Origin of the sequence: Streptomyces sp. PA03-5A, assembly GCF_033792725.1 — a bacterium.
Taxonomy (GTDB): domain Bacteria; phylum Actinomycetota; class Actinomycetes; order Streptomycetales; family Streptomycetaceae; genus Actinacidiphila.
The window spans coordinates 134749-153591 of record NZ_JARAVL010000009.1; the positions used below are offsets into that span (position 1 = coordinate 134749).

An 18843-nucleotide genomic window follows, 5' to 3' on the forward strand; every position below is an offset into this window, starting at 1 on the left:
CGCCCTCGGTCCACGGCCCGCGCGTCACGGAGGAGTCCTCATGTCCGAGCACGTCATCAAGCCCGGCTGGTTCACGGTCAACGTCTTCAACCGCGCCGTGGCCTGGCTGACCCGCCGCGGTCTGAGCGTGTGGGGCTCCCGCGTGCTGGCCGTCCGCGGCCGCAAGAGCGGGGAGTGGCGGCGCACCCCGGTCAACCTGCTGGTGGTGAACGGGGAGCGCTACCTCGTGGCGCCGCGCGGGCACGTCCAGTGGACGCACAACATGCGCGCCGCCGGCGGCGGTCAGCTGCTGCTGGGCAAGAAGGTCGAGGAGTTCAGCGCGACCGAAGTCGGCGACGACGTCAAGCCCGAGGTGCTGCGTGCCTACCTCAAGCGCTGGAAGGCCGAGGTGGGCGTGTTCTTCGGCGGCGTGGGGGCGGACTCCACCGACGAGGAACTGCGCGCCATAGCCCACAAGCACCCGGTCTTCCGCATCACCGAGCTCCGGCCCGTCAGCTGAAGCGGACCTCCACCTTCTCGAACCCCAGCGAGGTCAGCAGCTGTTCCAGCATGGCCCGGGTGTTGGTCTCCGCCCGCTTCGCCAGTTCGGTGGACTTGGCCGCCTGCTGGATCTTCTTCGCGGCGAGTTGCTGGACCTGCTGTTCGTCCCCCGGGTGGGAGGAGAAGAAGTCGCCGAGCCGGTCGAAGAAACCGCGCTCCTGGGCCACCACGTAGGAACGGTCGGGGTCGAGCGAGGCCCGCTCGAGTTGGGCGTGGGGCAGGGTGATGACGGCGGAGGTCCGGTCCTCGGAGACGGTCACGCCCTTCGGGCCCACGTTACCGAGGTCCACGTAGGCGTCGACACTGCCGGACCCCACGTAGAGCGTGCGCCTGCCGCGCACGGCGTCGGGAAGGAACTTGGCGTCCTTCTCCAGGTCGACCACGACCTGGAACTGGCCACTTGCTCCTTCGAAGCGGCTCATGTCCTGGATCGCCTTGAGCACCACGGGACCACTGCGGTCCTTGGTCTCCTCGGCGAAGGGATTGGGCAGACCCGGTATCAGGTCCGCGCGCGCGACCAGGAACAGAAGTCCGCCGAGCACGACGAGCCCGGTGAGTGTACGCACCCACCACGGCAGTCTTCCGTCTACGTTCCTCAAGGGCATGACGAGGACACCTCCCATAACGTCTCTGCCCCTCAACTCCGCCTTTATGACGCCCAGGAGGGTGCCATCAGGAGGTCAACGACGGTCGAACGACTCCAGCGCGCGACGGGCCAGCGGATGCGTACGGACCAGCTCGGCGAGCGAGCTGGAACCGCGGGTGATCTTAGCGAAGGCGTTCCACGCCGGGGGGAGGGTTGTGAGAGCCGCGTGCAGCAGACCCGGACGCTTCTCGAAGACGCCCAGCATCCGGCGGCCGACGCCCATCTCGACCCCGAGGCCGGCCTTGACGGCGAACGCGTAGTTCAGGGCCTGGCGACGCGCGTCCACCGCGTCGCTCGCCTCGGCGATCCGCACCGCCCACTCCCCCGCCAGGCGGCCGGAGCGCAGCGCGAAGGAGATGCCCTCGCGGGTCCACGGCTCCAGCAGGCCCGCCGCGTCACCGCAGACCAGCACGCGGCCGCGGGAGAGCGGGGAGTCGTCGGCGCGGCAGCGGGTGAGGTGGCCGGAGGAGATGCTCGGCTCGAAACCGGCCAGCCCCAGCCGGCCGATGAAGTCCTCCAGGTAGCGCTTGGTGGCCGCCCCCTCGCCGCGCGCCGAGATGACGCCGACGGTCAGGGTCTCGCCCTTGGGGAAGACCCACCCGTAACTGCCGGGCAACGGGCCCCAGTCGATGAGCACCCGGCCCGCCCAGTCCTCGGCGACCTCCGCGGGCACCGGGATCTCGGCCTCGAGCCCCAGGTCGACCTGGGCCATCTTGACGCCGACGTGGGCGCCTATCCGGCTCGCCGAGCCGTCGGCGCCGACCACCGCGCGGGCGAGGATCGTCTCGCCGTCGTTGAGCACCACCGCGACGGTCCGCCGGTCCGGGACGGAGGTGCCGTGCTGTTCGACCCGGGAGACCTGGGCCCCGGTCCGCAGCCGCGCGCCCGCGTCGACGGCCGCGTCCACCAGCTGGGCGTCGAACTCGGGCCGGTTGATCAGCCCGAAGAGCATCTGCCGCGACCGGCGGGTCCGGCTGAGCCGGCCGTTGAGGCTGAAGGTCACCGCGTGCACCCGGTCGCGCAACGGGAGCTCGAAGCCCGGCGGCAGCGCGTCGCGGGAGGGCCCGATGATGCCGCCGCCGCAGGTCTTGTAACGCGGGAGTTCGGCCTTCTCCAGCAGGAGCACACGGCGTCCCGCACTTGCCGCGGCGTAGGCCGCCGAGGCCCCGGCCGGTCCGGCACCCACCACGACGACGTCCCACACCGGCGTACCGTCGACGTCCTCCGCCGAACCGCCGTCCTGCGCCTGGTACTCGCTGCTCACGTGTGCTTCCGCTCCCGTTCGACCTGCCGACTGCCGTCGCCCCTGCTCAGCCGCATACTAATCCGCGGGGTGAGCGAGGCCGCCTGTGGCACCATCGATCACGACCACCGGTCCACGAACATCGCGTTCGACCCTGTCCCACCCATCAGGAGCGCCCATGTCCGCCGCACCACTCGCCGCAACCGTCGCCGCACTGATGCCGCGGGCCAGGACCGAGCTGGCCGAGCTGGTGTCGTACCGCTCGGTGGCGGATCCGCGGCAGTTCCCCAAGAGCGAGTGCGAGCGAGCCGCCTCCTGGATCGCCGACGCGCTGCGTGCGGAGGGCTTCGAGGACGTCGCCCTGCTGGACACCCCGGACGGCACGCAGTCGGTCTACGGCTACCTGCCCGGGCCGGAGGGCGCGCCCACGGTGCTGCTGTACGCGCACTACGACGTGCAGCCGCCGCTGGACGAGGCCGGCTGGCTGTCGCCGCCGTTCGAGCTCACCGAGCGCGACGGCCGCTGGTACGGGCGCGGCGCGGCCGACTGCAAGGGCGGCCTGATCATGCACCTCACCGCCCTGCGCGCGCTGCGCGAGAACGGCGGGGTCCCGGTCGGCGTGAAGATCATCGCCGAGGGCTCGGAGGAGCAGGGCACCGGCGGTCTGGAGCGCTACGCGGAGGAGCACCCCGAACTGCTCGCCGCGGACGCGATCGTCATCGGCGACTCCGGCAACTTCCGCGTCGGCCTGCCGACCGTCACGGCGACCCTGCGCGGCATGGCGCTGGTCGACGTCAAGGTGACCACCCTGGAGGGCAACCTGCACTCCGGCCAGTTCGGCGGTGCCGCACCGGACGCACTGGCCGCCCTGGTCCGCATCCTGCACACGCTCCACGACGACTCCGGTGCCTCCACCGTGGCGGGCCTCACCGCCGACGCCGCCTGGGACGGGCTGCAGTACGACGAGGGCGACTTCCGCGCCGACGCCAAGGTGCTCGACGGCGTCGAGCTGATGGGCACCGGCACGGTCGCCGACCGCCTCTGGGCACGTCCGTCCGTCACCGTCATCGGCATCGACGCCCCTCCCGTGGTCGGCGCCACGCCGTCCGTGCAGGCCACCGCGGGTGCCAAGGTCAGCCTCCGGGTCCCGCCGGGCGTGGACGCCCAGCAGGCGGCCAAGCTGCTGATCGCCCACCTGGAGGCGGCCGCCCCCTGGGGGGCCCGCGTGGAGGTCACCCAGGTCGGCAGCGGCCAGCCGTTCCGCGCGGACACCTCCAGCCCGGCGTACGCCTCCATGGCGGAGGCGATGCGCACCGCGTACGGCACGCAGATGGAGATCGCCGGTATGGGCGGCTCGATCCCGCTCTGCAACACCCTGGCGACGCTCTACCCCGAGTCGGAGATCCTGCTGATCGGCCTGAGCGAGCCGGAGGCGCAGATCCACGCGGCGAACGAGAGCGTCTCCCCCGAGGAACTGGAGAAGCTCTCGCTCACCGAGGCGCTCTTCCTCCAGAAGTACGCCGCCAAGGCCGTCTGAGCCCCGGTGGGCGGCCGGGACGCGCCCGCCGCCTCTCAGCCGCCCACCGGCACGCCCGCCTCCAGGTTGAGCACGGTGGCCCGCTCCCGCGCCCGCAGCGCCCAGCGCAGCCGGGTGTGCCGGACCGGCGGCAGCATGGAGGCGGCCTCGTCCTCCGTGGCGAAGCGCCAGCCCCGCAGCTCGGCGCCGGGCAGCAGGAGGCGCTCGGCGTCGGCGGCGGGCAGCCGCCCGCCGTCGAAGAGCAGCCGCAGACCGCCGTATCCGGGCGGCAGCGGCGGTTCCCAGTCGACGACCAGCAGCCGGGGCACCGCCGGGAGCCGCAGTCCGAGTTCCTCGGCGACCTCCCGCATGCCGGCCCGGGCGGGCGGCTCACCGGGCTCGACGACCCCGCCGGGGAATTCCCAGCCGGGCTTGTAGGTCGGGTCGACCAGCAGCACCCGGTCGTCCTCGTCGAAGAGCAGCACGCCCGCCGCGAGGGTCTCGGCGGTGGGCTCCGGGGTCTGCACGATGTCGCAGGAGCCCGCGCCCTCCCGTATCGCCTCGGCGATCCGCTCGGCTGTCGCGCGGGAGGTGAGCCCCGCGGTGTCGACGACGTGGGCGTCCGCCGTGAGCCAGGGCAGTGCCTCCTGGTAGGCGGGCAGGTGGTCCAGACACCAGGCGCGGACCCCCGCGCTGGCCTCGGCGTCGCCCGGGATGTCGGCGCGCTGGTCGATCCGCTCCCGCAGAACCGTTTCCTCAGCGTGCAGCAGCACATGCCGCACAGTGATCCGGCGGGCCGCGAGCCCGCCGAAGATCTCGTCCCGGTACTCCTGCCTCAGCAGGGTCATCGGCACCACCAGCGGTCCCCCGCCCACCTCGGCGAGCAGCGCGGCGGCGGTGTCCACGACCAGCTTCCGCCACGCGGGCAGCTCCTGGTAGTCGGAGACCTCGCCCAGCCGCTTCTCCGGGAGCATCAGCCGCAGTCCGCTGCCGACGAGTTCCGGATCGTAGAGCACGCTGCCCGGCAGCAGTTCGAGCAGTTCGCGTGCCGCAGTGGTCTTCCCCGCGCCGAACGTGCCGTTGAGCCAGACGATCACGGTGCCCCCTCTTCCGTAGCCCGGTAGCCCCCTACGAATTGCCCGGATCATCGGCGTCGGCAAACGCGCAGGCCCGGCCATCGGCGCATACCGGCGGCTTCGGCACCCGCGAACCCGGTGGTCAGCCCTCCTTGGACCCCGGGGTCAGTCGGGCGATGAACTGCCTCCGCAGCAGCATGGTGGTCCCGGCCCGCGACGGCCTCGTCGTCGCCTCCCGCGACCACCACGAGCTCGGCCGCACGCCTCGGCCGATCGTGGAGATCCACGTGTTCCTGGACGGCGTCGGCACGCACCACGCCTGCCTCGTCCACCGCAACGACCGGATCGTCGCGCTGTTCCGGACGACGACACCTCTGCCGACCCGGTGGGCGGACGCCCGCAGCGACGCGGCCATGGCGCGCCTGCTCCGCCTGGGCTTCACGCTCGGGCCCGAGGTCGACAAGCCCGAGAAGCAGGCGCGACCGACCTCGCCCACCGGGCCGTGACGTGCGCGTCGCGACGTCCACGAGGGCAGCGCGCGACGACGCGGGGGCACGAGTGTGCGCTCCCGCGCGAACGGGTGAATCTCCTCCTCCGCGAGGCACACCGGACCTCGCCCCCGGCCGTAGGCCAGGGGAGGGACTGCGACGAGCCGGACTAGGCCCCGGTCGCGAAGGCCTCCAGCCGCAGCGCCTGCGCCGCGGCGGCGGCCGCGCCGACCAGGCCCGCGTCCGTGCCGAGCACGGCGGGAACGACCTTCACCCCGGAGGCGAACGACAACGTGGCGTACCGGCGCATGTGCGCGCGGAGGGGCTCGAAGAGCAGCGGGCCGGCGCCCGCGACACCGCCGCCGATCACCGCGACGTCGATCTCCACCAGGGTGGCCGTCGCGGCGATGCCCGCGGCCAGCGCCTGCGCCGCACGGTCGTACGAGGCGAGGGCGAGGGCGTCGCCCTCACGGGCGGCCCGGGCGACGGCGGCGGCGTCCGACTCCTCGCCGTGGGCCGGACGCCAGCCGGACTCCAGGGCGCGCCGCACGATGTTGGGCCCGCTGGCCAGGCGCTCGACACAGCCTCGGCTGCCGCAGGGGCACACGTCCCCGTCGAGGTCGACGCTGATGTGGCCGATGTGCCCGGCGTTGCCCGTCGGGCCGGGGTGGAGCTTGCCGCCGAGGACGAGACCGCCGCCGACGCCGGTCGACACCACCATGCACAGCGCGTTGTCGTGCCCGCGGGCGGCGCCCTGCCAGTGCTCCGCCGCGGTGATCGCGATGCCGTCGCCGGTGAGGACGACGGGCAGCCCGCCGACGCGTTCGCCCACCTGGGCGACCACGGGGAAGTCCCGCCAGCCGGCGATGTTGACCGGGCTCACCGTGCCGCGGGAGGCGTCGATCGGCCCGGCGCTGCCGATGCCCACCGCGACGACCCGCGGCCAGCCCGCGGACTCCCGCAGCCCGGCCAGGACCTCCGCGAGCGATCCCATCACCGTCGCCGCGTCCCGGTCCGCGGGCGTCGGGCGCTGCACGCGTACGAGCAACTCGCCGCGGGCGTCCACCAGGGCGCCCGCGATCTTGGTGCCGCCGATGTCCACGGCGGCGATCAGCGGGCCCGCACCGGCGGCACCCGACGGCGGGACGATGGACTCGGCAGAGCTCTCGAACGGCATGGGCGTAGTGTCGCCCTTTGTTGACAACGTTGTCCAGCCCATAGGATCACGCCGTGACCGATATTCCGCGTACCGCCCGTCCCACCATGAAGGATGTCGCGGCCCGGGCCGGTGTCGGCCTGAAGACGGTATCGCGTGTCGTCAACGAGGAACCAGGCGTCACCGAGGACACGATCTCGCGTGTCCAGGCGGCCATCGACGCCCTCGGATTCCGCCGCAACGACAGCGCGCGGCTGCTCCGCAAGGGCCGTACGGCCAGCATCGGGCTGGTCCTCGAGGACCTCGCCGACCCCTTCTACTCCCCGCTCAGCCGGGCCGTCGAGGACCTGGCACGGGCGCACTCGACGCTGCTGTTCACCGGATCGAGTGCCGAGGACGCGGACCGCGAGCAGGAACTGGTGCTCGCCTTCTGCGCCCGGCGTGTCGACGGGCTGGTCATCGTGCCCGCCAGCGAGGACCACCGCTACCTCGAACCGGAGATCGCGGCCGGCGTGGCCACCGTGTTCGTGGACCGCCCCGCGGGCGGCATCGACGCGGACGTGGTCCTCAGCGACAACGCAGGAGGCACCCGCGAGGGCGTCGCCCACCTCATCGCCCACGGGCACCGGCGCATCGGCTTCATCGGCGACCTCCCCCGCATCCACACCGCGGCCGAGCGTCTGCGGGGCTACCGCGAGGCGATGGCCGCCGCCGGGCTCCCCGTGCACGAGGGCTGGGTCTCCTGCGGGCCCACCGCCCCCGACCGCGTCCGCGCCGCCGTGGAGTCCATGCTGAGCGGCCCGGAGCCGGTCACCGCCCTGTTCGCCGGCAACAACCGGATCACCGTGACCGCGGTCCGGGTCCTCGCCGACCGGCCCAGCGTGGTCGCCCTCGTGGGCTTCGACGACTTCGAGCTCGCCGACCTGCTGCGCCCGGCGGTCACCGTCGTCGCCCAGGAGCCCGGACAGCTCGGCCGGACCGCGGCCGGCCTGCTCTTCCAGCGGCTCGACGGCTCGGCGGGCCCCCCCAAGCGGGTCGAGCTCGCCTGCCGCCTGATCCCGCGCGGTTCGGGCGAGCTCCCGCCCGTGCCGTGACGGCGCGGCGGACGGTTCAGGACGGCTCCTCCTCGACCAGCCCGCAGGTGAAGCCGAAGGACTCCAGGGCGCGGCGCCGCGCCGGGTCCGGCTCGGCCGCCGCCAGGTCGTCGAGCACCCGCAGGAACCGGGCGCGCTGACGGGGTGGCAGGTTGTGGAGCACCCACCCGGCGTGCTCCGCCGTCCGCACGGCGACATCGGCGGCGACCTCGCCGTCGGCGTAGGTGTCGAGGAAGTGGACGACGTCCACGACGATTCCGGCGAGTACCGGCACGAGCGGGTCGGTGTCCGTCGCCGGGGCACCGTGGCCGAGCGCGTGGCGCGGGCGCGCCGTGCCCGGACCGTCAGCAGGCATGTGCCATGGCGGTGAAGGTCAGCGAGGTGAAGGACCCCGGCCCGCCGTCGTACGCGACCGTCACCGTCCAGCCACCCTTTCCGAGGTTGACGTACGTACCGCCGCCGGGGCTGTTCTCCCGGCGCAGTTCCGTCCACCCGTGCTCGCGCAGGACCGCCGTCACGGCGGCGTACTCCCGCTGGCCCGCCCCCTCGGCGGCCGCCCAGGCGAGCATGCACTGCTCGCTGGGCCGGTCGGACTCCTTGTCGGTGGTCACGGTCAAGCCCATCACGGTGTTCTGCGACCTGTGTACGCCGGACTGGTCCGCCGCCGCGTCGAGTTCCGCCTCCACCGCGGCGCGGCTCAGGGGAACCGCCGTCACGGGCACGGCACTTCCCGGCCCTGCCGCGAACGCGGCGAGCACGGTGACGGCGCCCACCCTGAGCAGCGCTCGCGTCACCGGCGAGCGGGGCGCCGGTTCCCAGCCGATCTCCTCCACCACGACACCATCCCACGACGGACGGACAACCGGCACGCACCGGCCGGCCGTTGACACCCCACCCCGTGAAACGATTCGATACCGGCCATGCCGCTCACCGACCTGCCGCTGGACGAACTGCGCCGCTACGCCCCGGAGATCGCCGAGCCCGGGGACTTCGACGCCTTCTGGGCCAAGACCCTGACCGCCGCCCGCGAGGCGGGCACCGCCCCGGCCGAGTACCGCGCGGTCGACTCGCCGCTGGCCACGGTCGAGGTGTTCGACGTGCGCTTCCCGGGCTGGGGAGGCCAGCCGGTCGCGGCCTGGCTGCTGCTGCCCCGCGGGGCGGCCGGGCCGCTGCCGGGGGTCGTCACGTACATCGGCTACGGCGGCGGGCGCGGGCTGCACCACGAGAACCTGCTGTGGAGCGCCGCGGGCTACGCCCATCTGGTCGTCGACTCCCGCGGCCAGGGCCACGACACGCCGGACCCCGACCCCGCCCCGGGCCCGCAGTACGTCGGCGGGTTCATGACCCGCGGCGTGGAGGGCCCGGAGCACTACTACTACCGCCGCCTGATGACGGACTGCGTACGCGCCGTGGACGCCCTGCGCGCGCACCCGGCCGTCGACGCGGGCCGGGTCGTCGTCTCCGGCGGCAGCCAGGGCGGCGGGCTCGCCCTGGCGGTGGCCGGACTGGCCCCGGACGCGGTCGCGGCGGCCCTGGTCGACGTGCCGTTCCTCTGCCACTTCCGGCGGAGCGCGGAGACCGCCACCGAGGGGCCGTACCCGGAGCTCGCCCAGTACCTCGGCGTCCACCGGCGCATCGACCCCGAACGGCTCTTCGGCACCCTCGACTACTTCGACGGTGTCCACTTCGCCCCGCGCGCCACCGCGCCGGCGTTGTTCAGCGTGGGCCTGATGGACCCCGTCTGCCCGCCGTCGACGGTGTTCGCCGCCTACAACCGCTACGCGGGGCCCAAGGACATCACGGTGTGGCGGTTCGGCGACCACGGCGGCGGACGCGGCTCCCAGCCGTACGAGCAGATGCTGTGGCTGCGCGGCCTCGGGCTCGCCCCTGCCACGGACCGGTAGCCGCCGCTCCCGCAGGTGGCACGCTCAGGCGCAGGACGGGCACAGGCCGCGGTAGGTGACCTCGGCCGCGGAGACCGTGAAACCGAAGCGCTCGTCGGCCGGGAGGTCGGCCAGCGGGTCGCCGGTGGGGTGGACGTCGCGGACGGTGCCGCACCTGGAGCACACCAGGTGCTGGTGCGGACGGTGCGCGTTGGGGTCGTAGCGTTTGGCCCGGCCGTCGGTGGAGACCTCTATGACCTCACCGAGGGAGACCAGCTCGCCCAGGGTGTTGTAGACGGTCGCCCGGGAGATCTCGGGCAGCAGCCGCGCCGCGCGGGCGTGCACCTCGTCGGCCGTGAGGTGCACGTGGTCGCCGTCGAGGACCTCCGCGACGACACGCCGCTGGGACGTCATGCGCCAGCCGCGCCCGCGCAGTCGCTCCAGCAGGTCGCTCATGTGTGCTCACCCGTTCCGCTCGGTGGACGTCCGGAATTCACCCCGTGGACGCGTCCGGGTTCTGATCGCCTAGGGAATTGACGCTCTTCTTGACTTGGACTGCGTCCATCGTAGGATCGGTTCCGGCGCCAGCCAAGGGACAGGAAGACTCCAGTACGGCAGAAGAGAGAGACGTGACGGGACCACCGCCGAGCAGCCGCGCGGTGCCGCCTGGGAGTTACGGGCGCCCGCGTCGCACTGCCGCAGCCGGTCCGGGACCCGCTCTCCCTGTCATGCCGCCGGTGAGGCCCCCGTGCGCTCACCGCGACGGCCCCCGCCCGAACGCGTCCGACGGCCCGCAGTCCTGAGCACCGTGATCCGCCAGGTCCGGAAGGATTCCCATGTCTGAGAACCACGAAGCAATCGTCACAGACGCCAAGACGGAGGGTGTGAACGGCTGCCCCGTCGCGCACGGGCGCGCCCCGCACCCGACCCAGGGCGGCGGAAACCGGCAGTGGTGGCCGGAACGGCTGAACCTGAAGATCCTCGCCAAGAACCCCGCGGTGGCCAACCCGCTCGGTGAGGACTTCGACTACGCCGAGGCGTTCAAGGCCCTCGACCTCGCTGCCGTGAAGCAGGACGTCCTCGAGGTCCTGACGACCTCTCAGGACTGGTGGCCCGCGGACTTCGGCCACTACGGCCCGTTCATGATCCGCATGGCCTGGCACAGCGCGGGCACCTACCGCATCAGCGACGGCCGCGGCGGCGCCGGCGCCGGCCAGCAGCGCTTCGCCCCGCTCAACAGCTGGCCGGACAACGGCAACCTCGACAAGGCCCGCCGCCTGCTGTGGCCGGTGAAGAAGAAGTACGGCCAGAGCATCTCGTGGGCCGACCTCATGATCCTCACCGGCAACGTCGCGCTGGAGTCGATGGGCTTCGCGACCTTCGGCTTCGCCGGCGGCCGCGAGGACGTCTGGGAGCCGGAGGAGGACGTCTACTGGGGCCCCGAGTCCACCTGGCTCGGCGACCAGCGCTACACCGGCGACCGCCAGCTGGAGAGCCCGCTCGGCGCCGTCCAGATGGGCCTGATCTACGTCAACCCGGAGGGCCCCAACGGCAACCCGGACCCGATCGCCGCGGCCCGCGACATCCGTGAGACCTTCCGCCGGATGGCGATGAACGACGAGGAGACCGTCGCCCTCATCGCCGGCGGGCACACCTTCGGCAAGACCCACGGCGCGGGCCCCGCGGACAACGTCGGTCCCGACCCCGAGGCCGCCTCGATGGAGGAGCAGGGCCTCGGCTGGCGGAACAGCTACGGCACCGGCAAGGGCGCCGACGCGATCACCAGCGGTCTCGAGGTCACCTGGACCAGCACCCCGACCCAGTGGGGCATGGGCTTCTTCGAGAACCTCTTCCGCTACGAGTGGGAGCTGACGACCAGCCCCGCCGGCGCCAACCAGTGGGTGGCCAAGGACGGTGCCGGCGCGGGCACCATCCCCGACGCGCACGACTCCTCCAAGAGCCACGCCCCGACGATGCTGACCACGGACCTCTCGCTCCGGTTCGACCCGGTCTACGAGCAGATCTCGCGTCGCTTCCTGGAGAACCCGGACGAGTTCGCGGACGCCTTCGCCCGCGCGTGGTTCAAGCTGACCCACCGCGACATGGGCCCGGTCGTGCGCTACCTCGGTCCCGAGGTCCCGTCCGAGACCCTGCTGTGGCAGGACCCGCTGCCCGCGCGGACGCACGGGCTCGTCGACGCCGCCGACGTCGCCGCCCTCAAGGAGCAGGTCCTCGCCTCGGGCCTCACCGTGTCGCAGCTGGTGTCCACCGCGTGGGCGTCGGCCTCGTCCTTCCGCGGCAGCGACAAGCGCGGTGGCGCCAACGGCGCCCGTCTGCGCCTGGAGCCGCAGCGCGGCTGGGAGGTCAACGAGCCCGACGAGCTCGCCGTGGTGCTGCGCACCCTGGAGGGCGTCCAGGAGTCCTTCAACGCGGCGCAGTCCGGCGACAAGCGGATCTCGCTGGCCGACCTGATCGTGCTGGCCGGTTCCGCCGCCGTCGAGAAGGCCGCCGCGGACGGCGGTCACCGCGTCGAGGTGCCCTTCACGCCGGGTCGTGTGGACGCCGCCCAGGACCAGACGGACGTGGAGTCCTTCGCGGCGCTCGAGCCGGCCGCCGACGGGTTCCGCAACTACCTCGGCAAGGGCAACCGCCTGCCGGCCGAGTACCTGCTGCTCGACCGGGCGAACCTGCTGACCCTCAGCGCCCCCGAGCTGACGGTCCTCGTCGGCGGTCTGCGCGTCCTGGGCGCGAACCACGGGCAGTCGTCGCACGGCGTCTTCACCGCGACCCCCGGGTCGCTGACCAACGACTTCTTCGTCAACCTGCTCGACCTGGGCACGTCGTGGAAGGCGACCTCCGAGGACCAGTCCACCTTCGAGGGCCGTGACAACGCCACGGGCGAGGTCAAGTGGACCGGCACCCGTGCCGACCTCGTCTTCGGCTCCAACTCCGAGCTGCGCGCGCTCGCGGAGGTCTACGCGAGCGACGACGCGAAGGCGAAGTTCACCGAGGACTTCGTCGCGGCGTGGGCGAAGGTCATGGACCTCGACCGGTTCGACCTCGTCTGATCGTCCACCTCTGCAGGACGGCCGGGCCGGCCCCCGCTGGGGCCGGCCCGGCCGTCTTCGCGTGGAGGGTCCTCAGACGGCGGGGCCGCCGCGGCCCGCGAGGGCGTCGAGGTCGGCGCGGGTCAGCCCGGTGGCGGTGGCGACCTCCGCGAAGTCCACGGCGCCGCAGTCGAGTCCGCGCAGCAGGTAGCCGCTCAGGGCGCGGGCGGTGGCGGGTTCGTCCATGACGTCGCCGCCGGCCTTGGCGACGTACGCCGCGAGCCGGGCCGCCGCCGCGTCCAGGCCTTCGCGGTAGAAGGCGTAGACCGCGGCGTACCGTGTCGGCAGATGCGCGGGGTGCAGGTCCCACCCCTGGTAGTACGCGCGGGCCAGCGAACGGCGGACCAGGCCGTAGTGGAGCCGCCAGGCCTCGTGGACCTGGGGGCCCGGGCCGACGGGCAGCACATTGGTGGAGCCGTCGGAGAGCCGTACGCCCGTGCCGGCGGCCGCCACCTGCATGACGGCTTTGGCGTGGTCCGCGACCGGGTGGTCCATGGACTGGTACGCCGCGCTGACCCCGCACGCGGCGCTGTAGTCGAAGGTCCCGTAGTGCAGCCCCGAGACGCGGCCTTCGGCGGCGTCGATCAGCCGGGCGACCGTGGCCGTGCCGTCGGGCCCGAGGATGGACTGCGTGGTCTCGATCTGGATCTCGAACCCGAGACGTCCGGCCGGGAGTCCGCGTGCCGTCTCGAACTCCTCGGCGAGCCGCACCATCGCCGTGACCTGCTGGGGGAAGGTGACCTTGGGCAGGGTCAGCACCAGGCCGCCCGGCAGCCCGCCGGAATCCATCAGGCCGGTGAGGAAGATGTCCAGGGTGCGGATGCCGCGGTCGCGCACGGCGGCCTCCATGCACTTCATGCGGATGCCGACGTACGGGGGCGCGGTCCCGTCCGCGACGGCTGCGGCCACGAGCCGGGCGGCGCGGGCGGCCGCCGCGTCCTCCTCGGCGTCGGGCCGGGTCCCGTAGCCGTCCTCGAAGTCGATCCGCAGGTCCTCGACCGGTTCGCGCCGCAGCTTGGCCCGTACGCGGTCGTGGACGGGCGCGGCGAGGGCGGGCGACAGGCCCAGCACGCCGGCGAGCCGCACCGCGTCGGGGGCGTGCTCGTCCAGGGCGGCGAGGGCGCGGTCGCCCCAGCTGCGCACGGTGTCGGCGGCGAAGGCGTCGGCGGGGACGTAGACGGTGTGCACGGGCTGCCGGGTGCCCGGGTCCCCGGGGTAGCGGCGGGCGAGTTCGGCGTCCACGGCGGCGAGCGAGGCGTCGACGTCCTGCCGGACCGCGTCGCCGAGCGATGTGCGGACCGTCTCGTTCTGCGCCATCGGGCACCCTCCCGGTCTTCAACAAATCGTTGAAGTGAAGCTAACGCCCCCTCCGTCGCACCGTCAACGACCCGCGGGGGGAGCCAGGAAGCGCCGGAGCCCCGTGGTGCCGTCAGGGGGCGTCACGGGGCTCCGGTGGGTGTGTGCTGCCGGCCGGTGGTGTGCCGGGGTCAGCCCTTGCGGGCGGTGACCTCCTCGGTCAGCTGCGGCACCACGGCGAACAGGTCACCGACCACGCCGTAGTCGACCAGCTCGAAGATCGGCGCCTCCGGGTCCTTGTTCACCGCCACGATCGTCTTCGAGGTCTGCATACCCGCCCGGTGCTGGATCGCACCCGAGATCCCCGCCGCGACGTACAACTGCGGCGACACCGACTTACCCGTCTGACCCACCTGATTGGTGTGCGGATACCAGCCCGCGTCCACCGCCGCACGCGACGCACCCACCGCCGCACCCAGCGAGTCCGCCAGCGCCTCGATCACCGCGAAGTTCTCCGCACCACCCACACCCCGGCCACCGGACACCACGATCGCGGCCTCCGTCAGATCCGGACGCCCCGTCGCCTCCCGCGGCGTACGCGCCACCACCTTCGTCCCCGCGGCCAGCGCACCGAACTCCACCGCCAGCTCCTCCACCGCACCCGCCGCCGAAACAGCCTCCACCGGCGCAGAATTCGGCTTCACCGTGATCACCGGAACACCCGTGGTGACCCGCGACCTCGTCGTGAACGACGCCGCGAACGCCGACTGCGTCGCCACCGGACCCTGCTCACCGGCCACCACATCCACCGCATCGGTGATGATGCCCGACCCCAACCGCAACGCCAGCCGCGCCGCGACCTCCTTGCCCTCACCCGAGGACGGCACCAGCACCGCCACCGGACTCACCACCCGCGCAGCCGCCTCCAGCGCGTCCACCTTCGGCACCACCAGAAACTGCGCGAACTCCGCAGCCTCATTGACCAGCACCCGCACCGCACCATGCCCGGCCAGCACACCCGCCGCCGCACCGGCACCCGCACCCAACGCGAGGGCCACCGGCTCACCCAGCCGACGCGCGATCGTCAGCAACTCCAGCGTCGGCTTGCGGACCGCACCATCCACATGATCGACGTAAACGAGGACTTCACCCATGGGAAATCAGATCTCCTAGCAGAACGAGGAACGAACGACGACGCTTCAGATGAACTTCTGGCCCGCGAGGAACTCCGCGAGCTGCTTGCCGCCCTCGCCCTCGTCCTTCACGATCACACCGGCCGTCCGCGGCGGACGCGCCACCGCCTCATCCACCGTGCTCCACGCACCCGCCAGACCCACCTGGTCCTCCTCGACACCCAGATCCGACAGATCCAGGGACTCCACCGGCTTCTTCTTCGCCGCCATGATCCCCTTGAACGACGGATACCGCGCCTCACCCGACTGATCCGTCACCGACACCAACGCCGGCAACGACGCCTCAAGCAGCTCGCTGGCGGAGTCACCATCCCGACGACCCGTCACGATGCCGCCCTCGACCTTCACCTCCGACAGCAACGTCACCTGCGGCACACCCAGCCGCTCCGCCAGCAACGCCGGCACCACACCCGCCGTCCCATCGGTGGACGCCATCCCCGTCACCACCAGATCGAACCCCACGTGCTCGACCGCCTTCGCCAGCACCAGCGACGTCCCCATCACATCACTGCCATGCAAACCGTCGCCCTCGACATGGACCGCCTTGTCCGCACCCATCGACAACGCCTTGCGCAACGCGTCCTTCGCATCCTCCGGACCCACCGTCACCACGGTCACCTCGGCGCCGTCCGCAGCCTCCGCGATCTGCAGCGCCTGCTCCACCGCATACTCGTCCAGCTCCGACAGCAGACCATCCACCGCATCCCGATCCGTGGTCAGATCCCCCGCGAAGTGACGATCACCCGTGGCATCAGGCACGTACTTCACTGCGACAACGATCCTCAAGCTCACGCCTGCACTCCTACTGCTGCATGGGTACGTCAACTGCCCTTGTGAAGGCAGCATAGGCGCCTTCGACGGCGGCTCCCCGTTGGGACGCACGGCGCTCCGGCAGAAATATTACTCGCCAGTACAGCCGTCGGTCCCCCGGCAGGCAAGGGCGGTGGACTGTGACCTTGCCGACCCGGGCCTGATGGAGGGACTCAGTGGCGCAGCGCGTTGTAACGCCCGTGGTGGTAGAGCAGCGGGCGGGCCGCTTCGCCCTCGGGGGCGCCCGCCACGGCCTGGGCGACGACGATGCGGTGGTCACCGGCGGGTATGCGCGCCACCACACGGGCGACCAGCCAGGCCTGGACATCCTCCAGGAGCGGTACTCCATACGGGCCGGGTCCCCACGCGGTGGGCGGCGCGAAGCGATCGGCACCGCTGCGGGCGAAGGTGGCGGCCACCTCCTCCTGGTGCTCGCCGAGGATGTGGACGCCCACGTGGGTGGCTTCCGCGACGGTGCGCCACGCGGAGCCGGCGGTGCTGATCCCGAAGGACAGCAGGGGCGGCTCGGCGGACACGGAGGTGAGGGAGGTGGCCGTGAAGCCCGCGGGACGGGTGCCGGCCGCGGTGATGACCGCGACCCCGGCGGCGTGACGGCGGAACACGGCACGGAAAGCGGTCGGGTCGAATTCGGTCGGGTCGAAGGCGCCGGTCACGGCGGGCGGCGGGGCCAGGGGGACCGGGGCAGGCGCGGGGATCGAGGTGGGCACCGCGCCCAGGGAGGTCGCGGCCGGCGTGCCGAGGTCGGGAGAGGCGGTCATGGAGTTGTCCTTCGTCGTGCTGTCGAGCCGGAGGGGTGCGGAGTCCTGGGCACTCAACGGCCGTGACAGCGGGCGCTCGCGTGCCGACCGAGGTCGACGTCGAAGCGGGAGTACAGAAGGAGGTCTCGCGACATAACGTCAGACTGACGATCAGACCGGCGCCGCGTCAAGGGCGCCCCGGCGGGTGGGACCGGGGTCATGACACCGCGCGCGGGTGTCACACCGCCGCGCCGAGCGCCGCGATGACGTCGGCCTTGCGCGGCGCGCCCGACGCGCGCCGCACCACGGTGCCGCGGGCGTCGAGGACCAGGACGGTCGGCGTCCTGACGACGCCCAGCCGGCGCACCAGGTCGAGGTGGGCCTCGGCGTCGATCTCCACGTGCCGCACGCCGTCGACCATGCCGGCCACCTCGCCGAGAGTGCGGCGGGTGGCCCGGCAGGGCGCGCAGAAGGCGGTGGAGAACTGGAGGAGCGTGGCCCGCTCTCCGAGTTCCGCGCCGATCTCACCCGCCGTCAGCTGTTGTGCCGCGTCCTTGTCCCGCACCCGTACCCTTCCGTCCCTGCGCTTGTGGAGGATGCCGAAGATCCCCGCCGCCACGAGCACGGCGACGCACACCACCAGTCCCGTCATTTCGCCCCTCCCTGCCGTTGCAGCGTTCACACGACCGCCATGATTCCCGGGGGTCCGGACGGCGTCCGTTCCGGAATCATGGCCGGTATGAGCCCTCACGCCATTGATGCCCGTGGACCGCGCTTCGGCGCAAGCGTGACCAGTGTCGTCCTGGCCGCCGTCCTCGTCACCGGAAGTGCCTGGCTGCTGGCCGTCCAGGCGCTGGTGTTCGCGGTGGGCGCCGCCGCGGGTGTCCAGAACTCACCGTACGGCCTGCTGTACCGGGTGGCGGTACGGCCCCGGCTGGGGCCGCCGACCGAGACCGAGGACCCGGCGCCGCCGCGCTTCGCGCAGGCGGTCGGACTGGCGTTCGCGGTCGTCGGGCTCGCCGGCTACGCCACGGGGCTCGCCTGGCTGGGCCTGGCGGCGACGGCCTGCGCGCTCGCGGCGGCCTTCCTCAACGCGGTGTTCGGCTACTGCCTCGGATGCGAGATGTACCTGCTGGTGCGTCGTACGACCGGGTGACGTGACGAGAATCTCGCCACACGGCGGGCACGCGGGATGACACGGCACCCGTTTACGGGGCACGATCAGCCGGCGGCCCAAACCTACGGCCGCGTAACTTCCGCCGGGGGCCACCCCCTACGAAGAAGGGGCCCCACACATGGCCGAACTCGTCTACCCGCCCGTCATCGGCTTCGCCCGCACCATGTTCAAGGTGCAGGGACTGCGCTTCGACATCGCCGGCACCGAACATGTGCCGCGCAAGGGCGGCGCTTTGCTCGTGAGCAACCACATCGGGTACCTCGACTTCGTGTTCGCGGGGCTGACAGCGCTCCCGGCGAAGCGGCTGGTGCGTTTCATGGCGAAGGAGTCGGTTTTCCGGCACAAGGTGTCGGGTCCGCTGATGCGGGCCATGAAGCACATCCCGGTGGACCGCTCCGAGGGCATGCACGCGTACAAGCACGCGCTGACGGCGCTGCGCTCGGGCGAGATCATCGGGGTCTTCCCCGAGGCGACCATCTCCCAGTCCTTCACCCTGAAGTCCTTCAAGTCCGGTGCCGCGCGCCTGGCGATGGAGGCGGGCGTGCCCCTGCTGCCGGTCGCCCTGTGGGGCACGCAGCGGCTGTGGACCAAGGACCAGCCGCGCCAGCTGGGCCGCAACGGCTTCCCCATCACCATCCGGGTGGGCGAGCAGATGACGCCCCACGCGGACGAGAAGCCGGGCGCGCTGACCCGGCGGCTGCGGCTGCGCGTCCAGGAGCTGCTGGAGGACGCGCAGCGCGTGTACACCGGGCGCCCGTCGGGCCCGAACGACCACTGGTGGCTGCCCGCGCACCTGGGCGGCAGCGCCCCCACGCCGGAGGACGTCGCCGCGCGGGAGCGCGGCGCGAAGGCGGAGTGAC

20 protein-coding genes are annotated in these 18843 nt (G+C 72.5%); 8 read left to right on the top strand and 12 right to left on the bottom strand.

Annotated features, from left to right (window positions below; genetic code table 11):
* The first annotated feature begins 40 nt into the window (after positions 1 to 40).
* Positions 41 to 499, top strand: coding sequence for a nitroreductase/quinone reductase family protein (locus tag PV410_RS13545; RefSeq protein ID WP_500324356.1), 459 nt, complete (start codon positions 41 to 43; stop codon positions 497 to 499).
* Here PV410_RS13545 and PV410_RS13550 read toward each other — a convergent pair.
* Complete coding sequence (locus PV410_RS13550) at positions 492 to 1163, bottom strand: DUF4230 domain-containing protein (protein WP_500324357.1); 672 nt, start codon at positions 1161 to 1163, stop codon at positions 492 to 494. The two genes, PV410_RS13545 and PV410_RS13550, sit on opposite strands and share 8 nt — an antisense overlap.
* Positions 1164 to 1220: 57 nt before the next feature.
* Complete coding sequence (locus tag PV410_RS13555; RefSeq protein ID WP_500324358.1) at positions 1221 to 2450, bottom strand: geranylgeranyl reductase family protein; 1230 nt, start codon at positions 2448 to 2450, stop codon at positions 1221 to 1223.
* Between the two features lie 157 nt (positions 2451 to 2607).
* Between PV410_RS13555 and PV410_RS13560 the strand changes: the two genes are divergently transcribed.
* A complete protein-coding gene (locus PV410_RS13560) occupies positions 2608 to 3966 on the top strand; it encodes a dipeptidase (RefSeq protein ID WP_500324359.1) in 1359 nt (452 codons plus the stop codon).
* Positions 3967 to 4001: 35 nt separating this feature from the next.
* Here PV410_RS13560 and PV410_RS13565 read toward each other — a convergent pair whose 3' ends face one another.
* Positions 4002 to 5042: an NUDIX hydrolase gene (locus PV410_RS13565; RefSeq protein WP_500324360.1), complete on the bottom strand. Its 1041-nt coding sequence runs from the start codon at positions 5040 to 5042 to the stop codon at positions 4002 to 4004.
* Positions 5043 to 5197: 155 nt separating this feature from the next.
* On the opposite strand from PV410_RS13565, the gene PV410_RS13570 reads away from it, so the two are divergent.
* A complete protein-coding gene (locus PV410_RS13570; RefSeq protein WP_500324361.1) occupies positions 5198 to 5527 on the top strand; it encodes a hypothetical protein in 330 nt (109 codons plus the stop codon).
* Positions 5528 to 5678: 151 nt separating this feature from the next.
* Here PV410_RS13570 and PV410_RS13575 read toward each other — a convergent pair whose 3' ends face one another.
* The gene (locus PV410_RS13575; RefSeq protein ID WP_500324362.1) at positions 5679 to 6686 is read right to left on the bottom strand and encodes an ROK family protein; all 1008 of its coding nucleotides are present in this window, start codon (positions 6684 to 6686) and stop codon (positions 5679 to 5681) included.
* An 86-nt stretch (positions 6687 to 6772) separates the two neighbouring features.
* On the opposite strand from PV410_RS13575, the gene PV410_RS13580 reads away from it, so the two are divergent.
* Positions 6773 to 7759, top strand: coding sequence for a LacI family DNA-binding transcriptional regulator (locus PV410_RS13580; RefSeq protein ID WP_500324494.1), 987 nt, complete (start codon positions 6773 to 6775; stop codon positions 7757 to 7759).
* 16 nt (positions 7760 to 7775) lie between these two features.
* On the opposite strand, the gene PV410_RS13585 is transcribed toward PV410_RS13580, so the two are convergent.
* Both PV410_RS13585 and PV410_RS13590 read right to left on the bottom strand, forming a co-directional pair.
* Complete coding sequence (locus PV410_RS13585; RefSeq protein WP_500324363.1) at positions 7776 to 8114, bottom strand: hypothetical protein; 339 nt, start codon at positions 8112 to 8114, stop codon at positions 7776 to 7778.
* The gene (locus PV410_RS13590) at positions 8104 to 8595 is read right to left on the bottom strand and encodes a hypothetical protein (protein WP_500324364.1); all 492 of its coding nucleotides are present in this window, start codon (positions 8593 to 8595) and stop codon (positions 8104 to 8106) included. The genes PV410_RS13585 and PV410_RS13590 overlap by 11 nt, the downstream gene beginning before the upstream one ends.
* Before the next feature lie 84 nt (positions 8596 to 8679).
* Here PV410_RS13590 and PV410_RS13595 point away from each other — a divergent pair, with 84 nt between their 5' ends.
* Positions 8680 to 9663, top strand: coding sequence for an acetylxylan esterase (locus tag PV410_RS13595; protein ID WP_500324365.1), 984 nt, complete (start codon positions 8680 to 8682; stop codon positions 9661 to 9663).
* Positions 9664 to 9687: 24 nt separating this feature from the next.
* Here PV410_RS13595 and PV410_RS13600 read toward each other — a convergent pair whose 3' ends face one another.
* Positions 9688 to 10098 (bottom strand): Fur family transcriptional regulator, encoded by a 411-nt coding sequence (locus PV410_RS13600; protein ID WP_500324366.1) that lies wholly within the window; start codon positions 10096 to 10098, stop codon positions 9688 to 9690.
* A gap of 380 nt (positions 10099 to 10478) precedes the next feature.
* Between PV410_RS13600 and katG the strand changes: the two genes are divergently transcribed.
* Positions 10479 to 12710 carry a catalase/peroxidase HPI gene (gene katG / locus PV410_RS13605; protein ID WP_500324367.1) on the top strand — a complete coding sequence of 744 codons (2232 nt, stop codon included), beginning with the start codon at positions 10479 to 10481 and terminating at the stop codon, positions 12708 to 12710.
* Positions 12711 to 12782: 72 nt separating this feature from the next.
* Here the strand turns inward: katG and PV410_RS13610 are convergent, their stop codons facing one another.
* From PV410_RS13610 to PV410_RS13630, 5 genes are all read right to left on the bottom strand, one after another.
* Positions 12783 to 14066 carry a DUF6986 family protein gene (locus PV410_RS13610; RefSeq protein WP_500324368.1) on the bottom strand — a complete coding sequence of 428 codons (1284 nt, stop codon included), beginning with the start codon at positions 14064 to 14066 and terminating at the stop codon, positions 12783 to 12785.
* 170 nt (positions 14067 to 14236) lie between these two features.
* Positions 14237 to 15199, bottom strand: coding sequence for an electron transfer flavoprotein subunit alpha/FixB family protein (locus PV410_RS13615; protein ID WP_500324369.1), 963 nt, complete (start codon positions 15197 to 15199; stop codon positions 14237 to 14239).
* 45 nt (positions 15200 to 15244) lie between these two features.
* Positions 15245 to 16030 carry an electron transfer flavoprotein subunit beta/FixA family protein gene (locus PV410_RS13620; protein ID WP_500324370.1) on the bottom strand — a complete coding sequence of 262 codons (786 nt, stop codon included), beginning with the start codon at positions 16028 to 16030 and terminating at the stop codon, positions 15245 to 15247.
* Positions 16031 to 16221: 191 nt separating this feature from the next.
* Positions 16222 to 16827 carry a flavin reductase family protein gene (locus tag PV410_RS13625; protein WP_500324371.1) on the bottom strand — a complete coding sequence of 202 codons (606 nt, stop codon included), beginning with the start codon at positions 16825 to 16827 and terminating at the stop codon, positions 16222 to 16224.
* A gap of 217 nt (positions 16828 to 17044) precedes the next feature.
* On the bottom strand, positions 17045 to 17458 hold the full coding sequence (locus PV410_RS13630; RefSeq protein WP_499510722.1) for a TlpA family protein disulfide reductase: 414 nt from the start codon (positions 17456 to 17458) through the stop codon (positions 17045 to 17047).
* 87 nt (positions 17459 to 17545) lie between these two features.
* Here PV410_RS13630 and PV410_RS13635 point away from each other — a divergent pair, with 87 nt between their 5' ends.
* Together PV410_RS13635 and PV410_RS13640 are read left to right on the top strand one after the other, a co-directional pair.
* Positions 17546 to 17962 carry a DUF4395 domain-containing protein gene (locus PV410_RS13635; protein ID WP_500324372.1) on the top strand — a complete coding sequence of 139 codons (417 nt, stop codon included), beginning with the start codon at positions 17546 to 17548 and terminating at the stop codon, positions 17960 to 17962.
* 139 nt (positions 17963 to 18101) lie between these two features.
* A complete protein-coding gene (locus tag PV410_RS13640; protein WP_500324373.1) occupies positions 18102 to 18842 on the top strand; it encodes a lysophospholipid acyltransferase family protein in 741 nt (246 codons plus the stop codon).
* The last annotated feature ends 1 nt before the right edge of the window (position 18843 follow it).

Bases quoted from the DNA above. Each gene is read 5' to 3' on its own strand.
- PV410_RS13550 (WP_500324357.1), bottom strand. From the start codon at position 1,163: ATGGGAGGTGTCCTCGTCATGCCCTTGAGGAACGTAGACGGAAGACTG.
- PV410_RS13630 (WP_499510722.1), bottom strand. From the start codon at position 17,458: ATGACGGGACTGGTGGTGTGCGTCGCCGTGCTCGTGGCGGCGGGGATC.
- PV410_RS13610 (WP_500324368.1), bottom strand. From the start codon at position 14,066: ATGGCGCAGAACGAGACGGTCCGCACATCGCTCGGCGACGCGGTCCGG.
- PV410_RS13640 (WP_500324373.1), top strand. From the start codon at position 18,102: ATGGCCGAACTCGTCTACCCGCCCGTCATCGGCTTCGCCCGCACCATG.
- PV410_RS13585 (WP_500324363.1), bottom strand. From the start codon at position 8,114: ATGCCTGCTGACGGTCCGGGCACGGCGCGCCCGCGCCACGCGCTCGGC.
- PV410_RS13560 (WP_500324359.1), top strand. From the start codon at position 2,608: ATGTCCGCCGCACCACTCGCCGCAACCGTCGCCGCACTGATGCCGCGG.
- PV410_RS13595 (WP_500324365.1), top strand. From the start codon at position 8,680: ATGCCGCTCACCGACCTGCCGCTGGACGAACTGCGCCGCTACGCCCCG.
- PV410_RS13570 (WP_500324361.1), top strand. From the start codon at position 5,198: ATGAACTGCCTCCGCAGCAGCATGGTGGTCCCGGCCCGCGACGGCCTC.
- PV410_RS13615 (WP_500324369.1), bottom strand. From the start codon at position 15,199: ATGGGTGAAGTCCTCGTTTACGTCGATCATGTGGATGGTGCGGTCCGC.
- katG (WP_500324367.1), top strand. From the start codon at position 10,479: ATGTCTGAGAACCACGAAGCAATCGTCACAGACGCCAAGACGGAGGGT.
- PV410_RS13625 (WP_500324371.1), bottom strand. From the start codon at position 16,827: ATGACCGCCTCTCCCGACCTCGGCACGCCGGCCGCGACCTCCCTGGGC.
- PV410_RS13575 (WP_500324362.1), bottom strand. From the start codon at position 6,686: ATGCCGTTCGAGAGCTCTGCCGAGTCCATCGTCCCGCCGTCGGGTGCC.
- PV410_RS13600 (WP_500324366.1), bottom strand. From the start codon at position 10,098: ATGAGCGACCTGCTGGAGCGACTGCGCGGGCGCGGCTGGCGCATGACG.
- PV410_RS13580 (WP_500324494.1), top strand. From the start codon at position 6,773: ATGAAGGATGTCGCGGCCCGGGCCGGTGTCGGCCTGAAGACGGTATCG.
- PV410_RS13545 (WP_500324356.1), top strand. From the start codon at position 41: ATGTCCGAGCACGTCATCAAGCCCGGCTGGTTCACGGTCAACGTCTTC.
- PV410_RS13635 (WP_500324372.1), top strand. From the start codon at position 17,546: ATGAGCCCTCACGCCATTGATGCCCGTGGACCGCGCTTCGGCGCAAGC.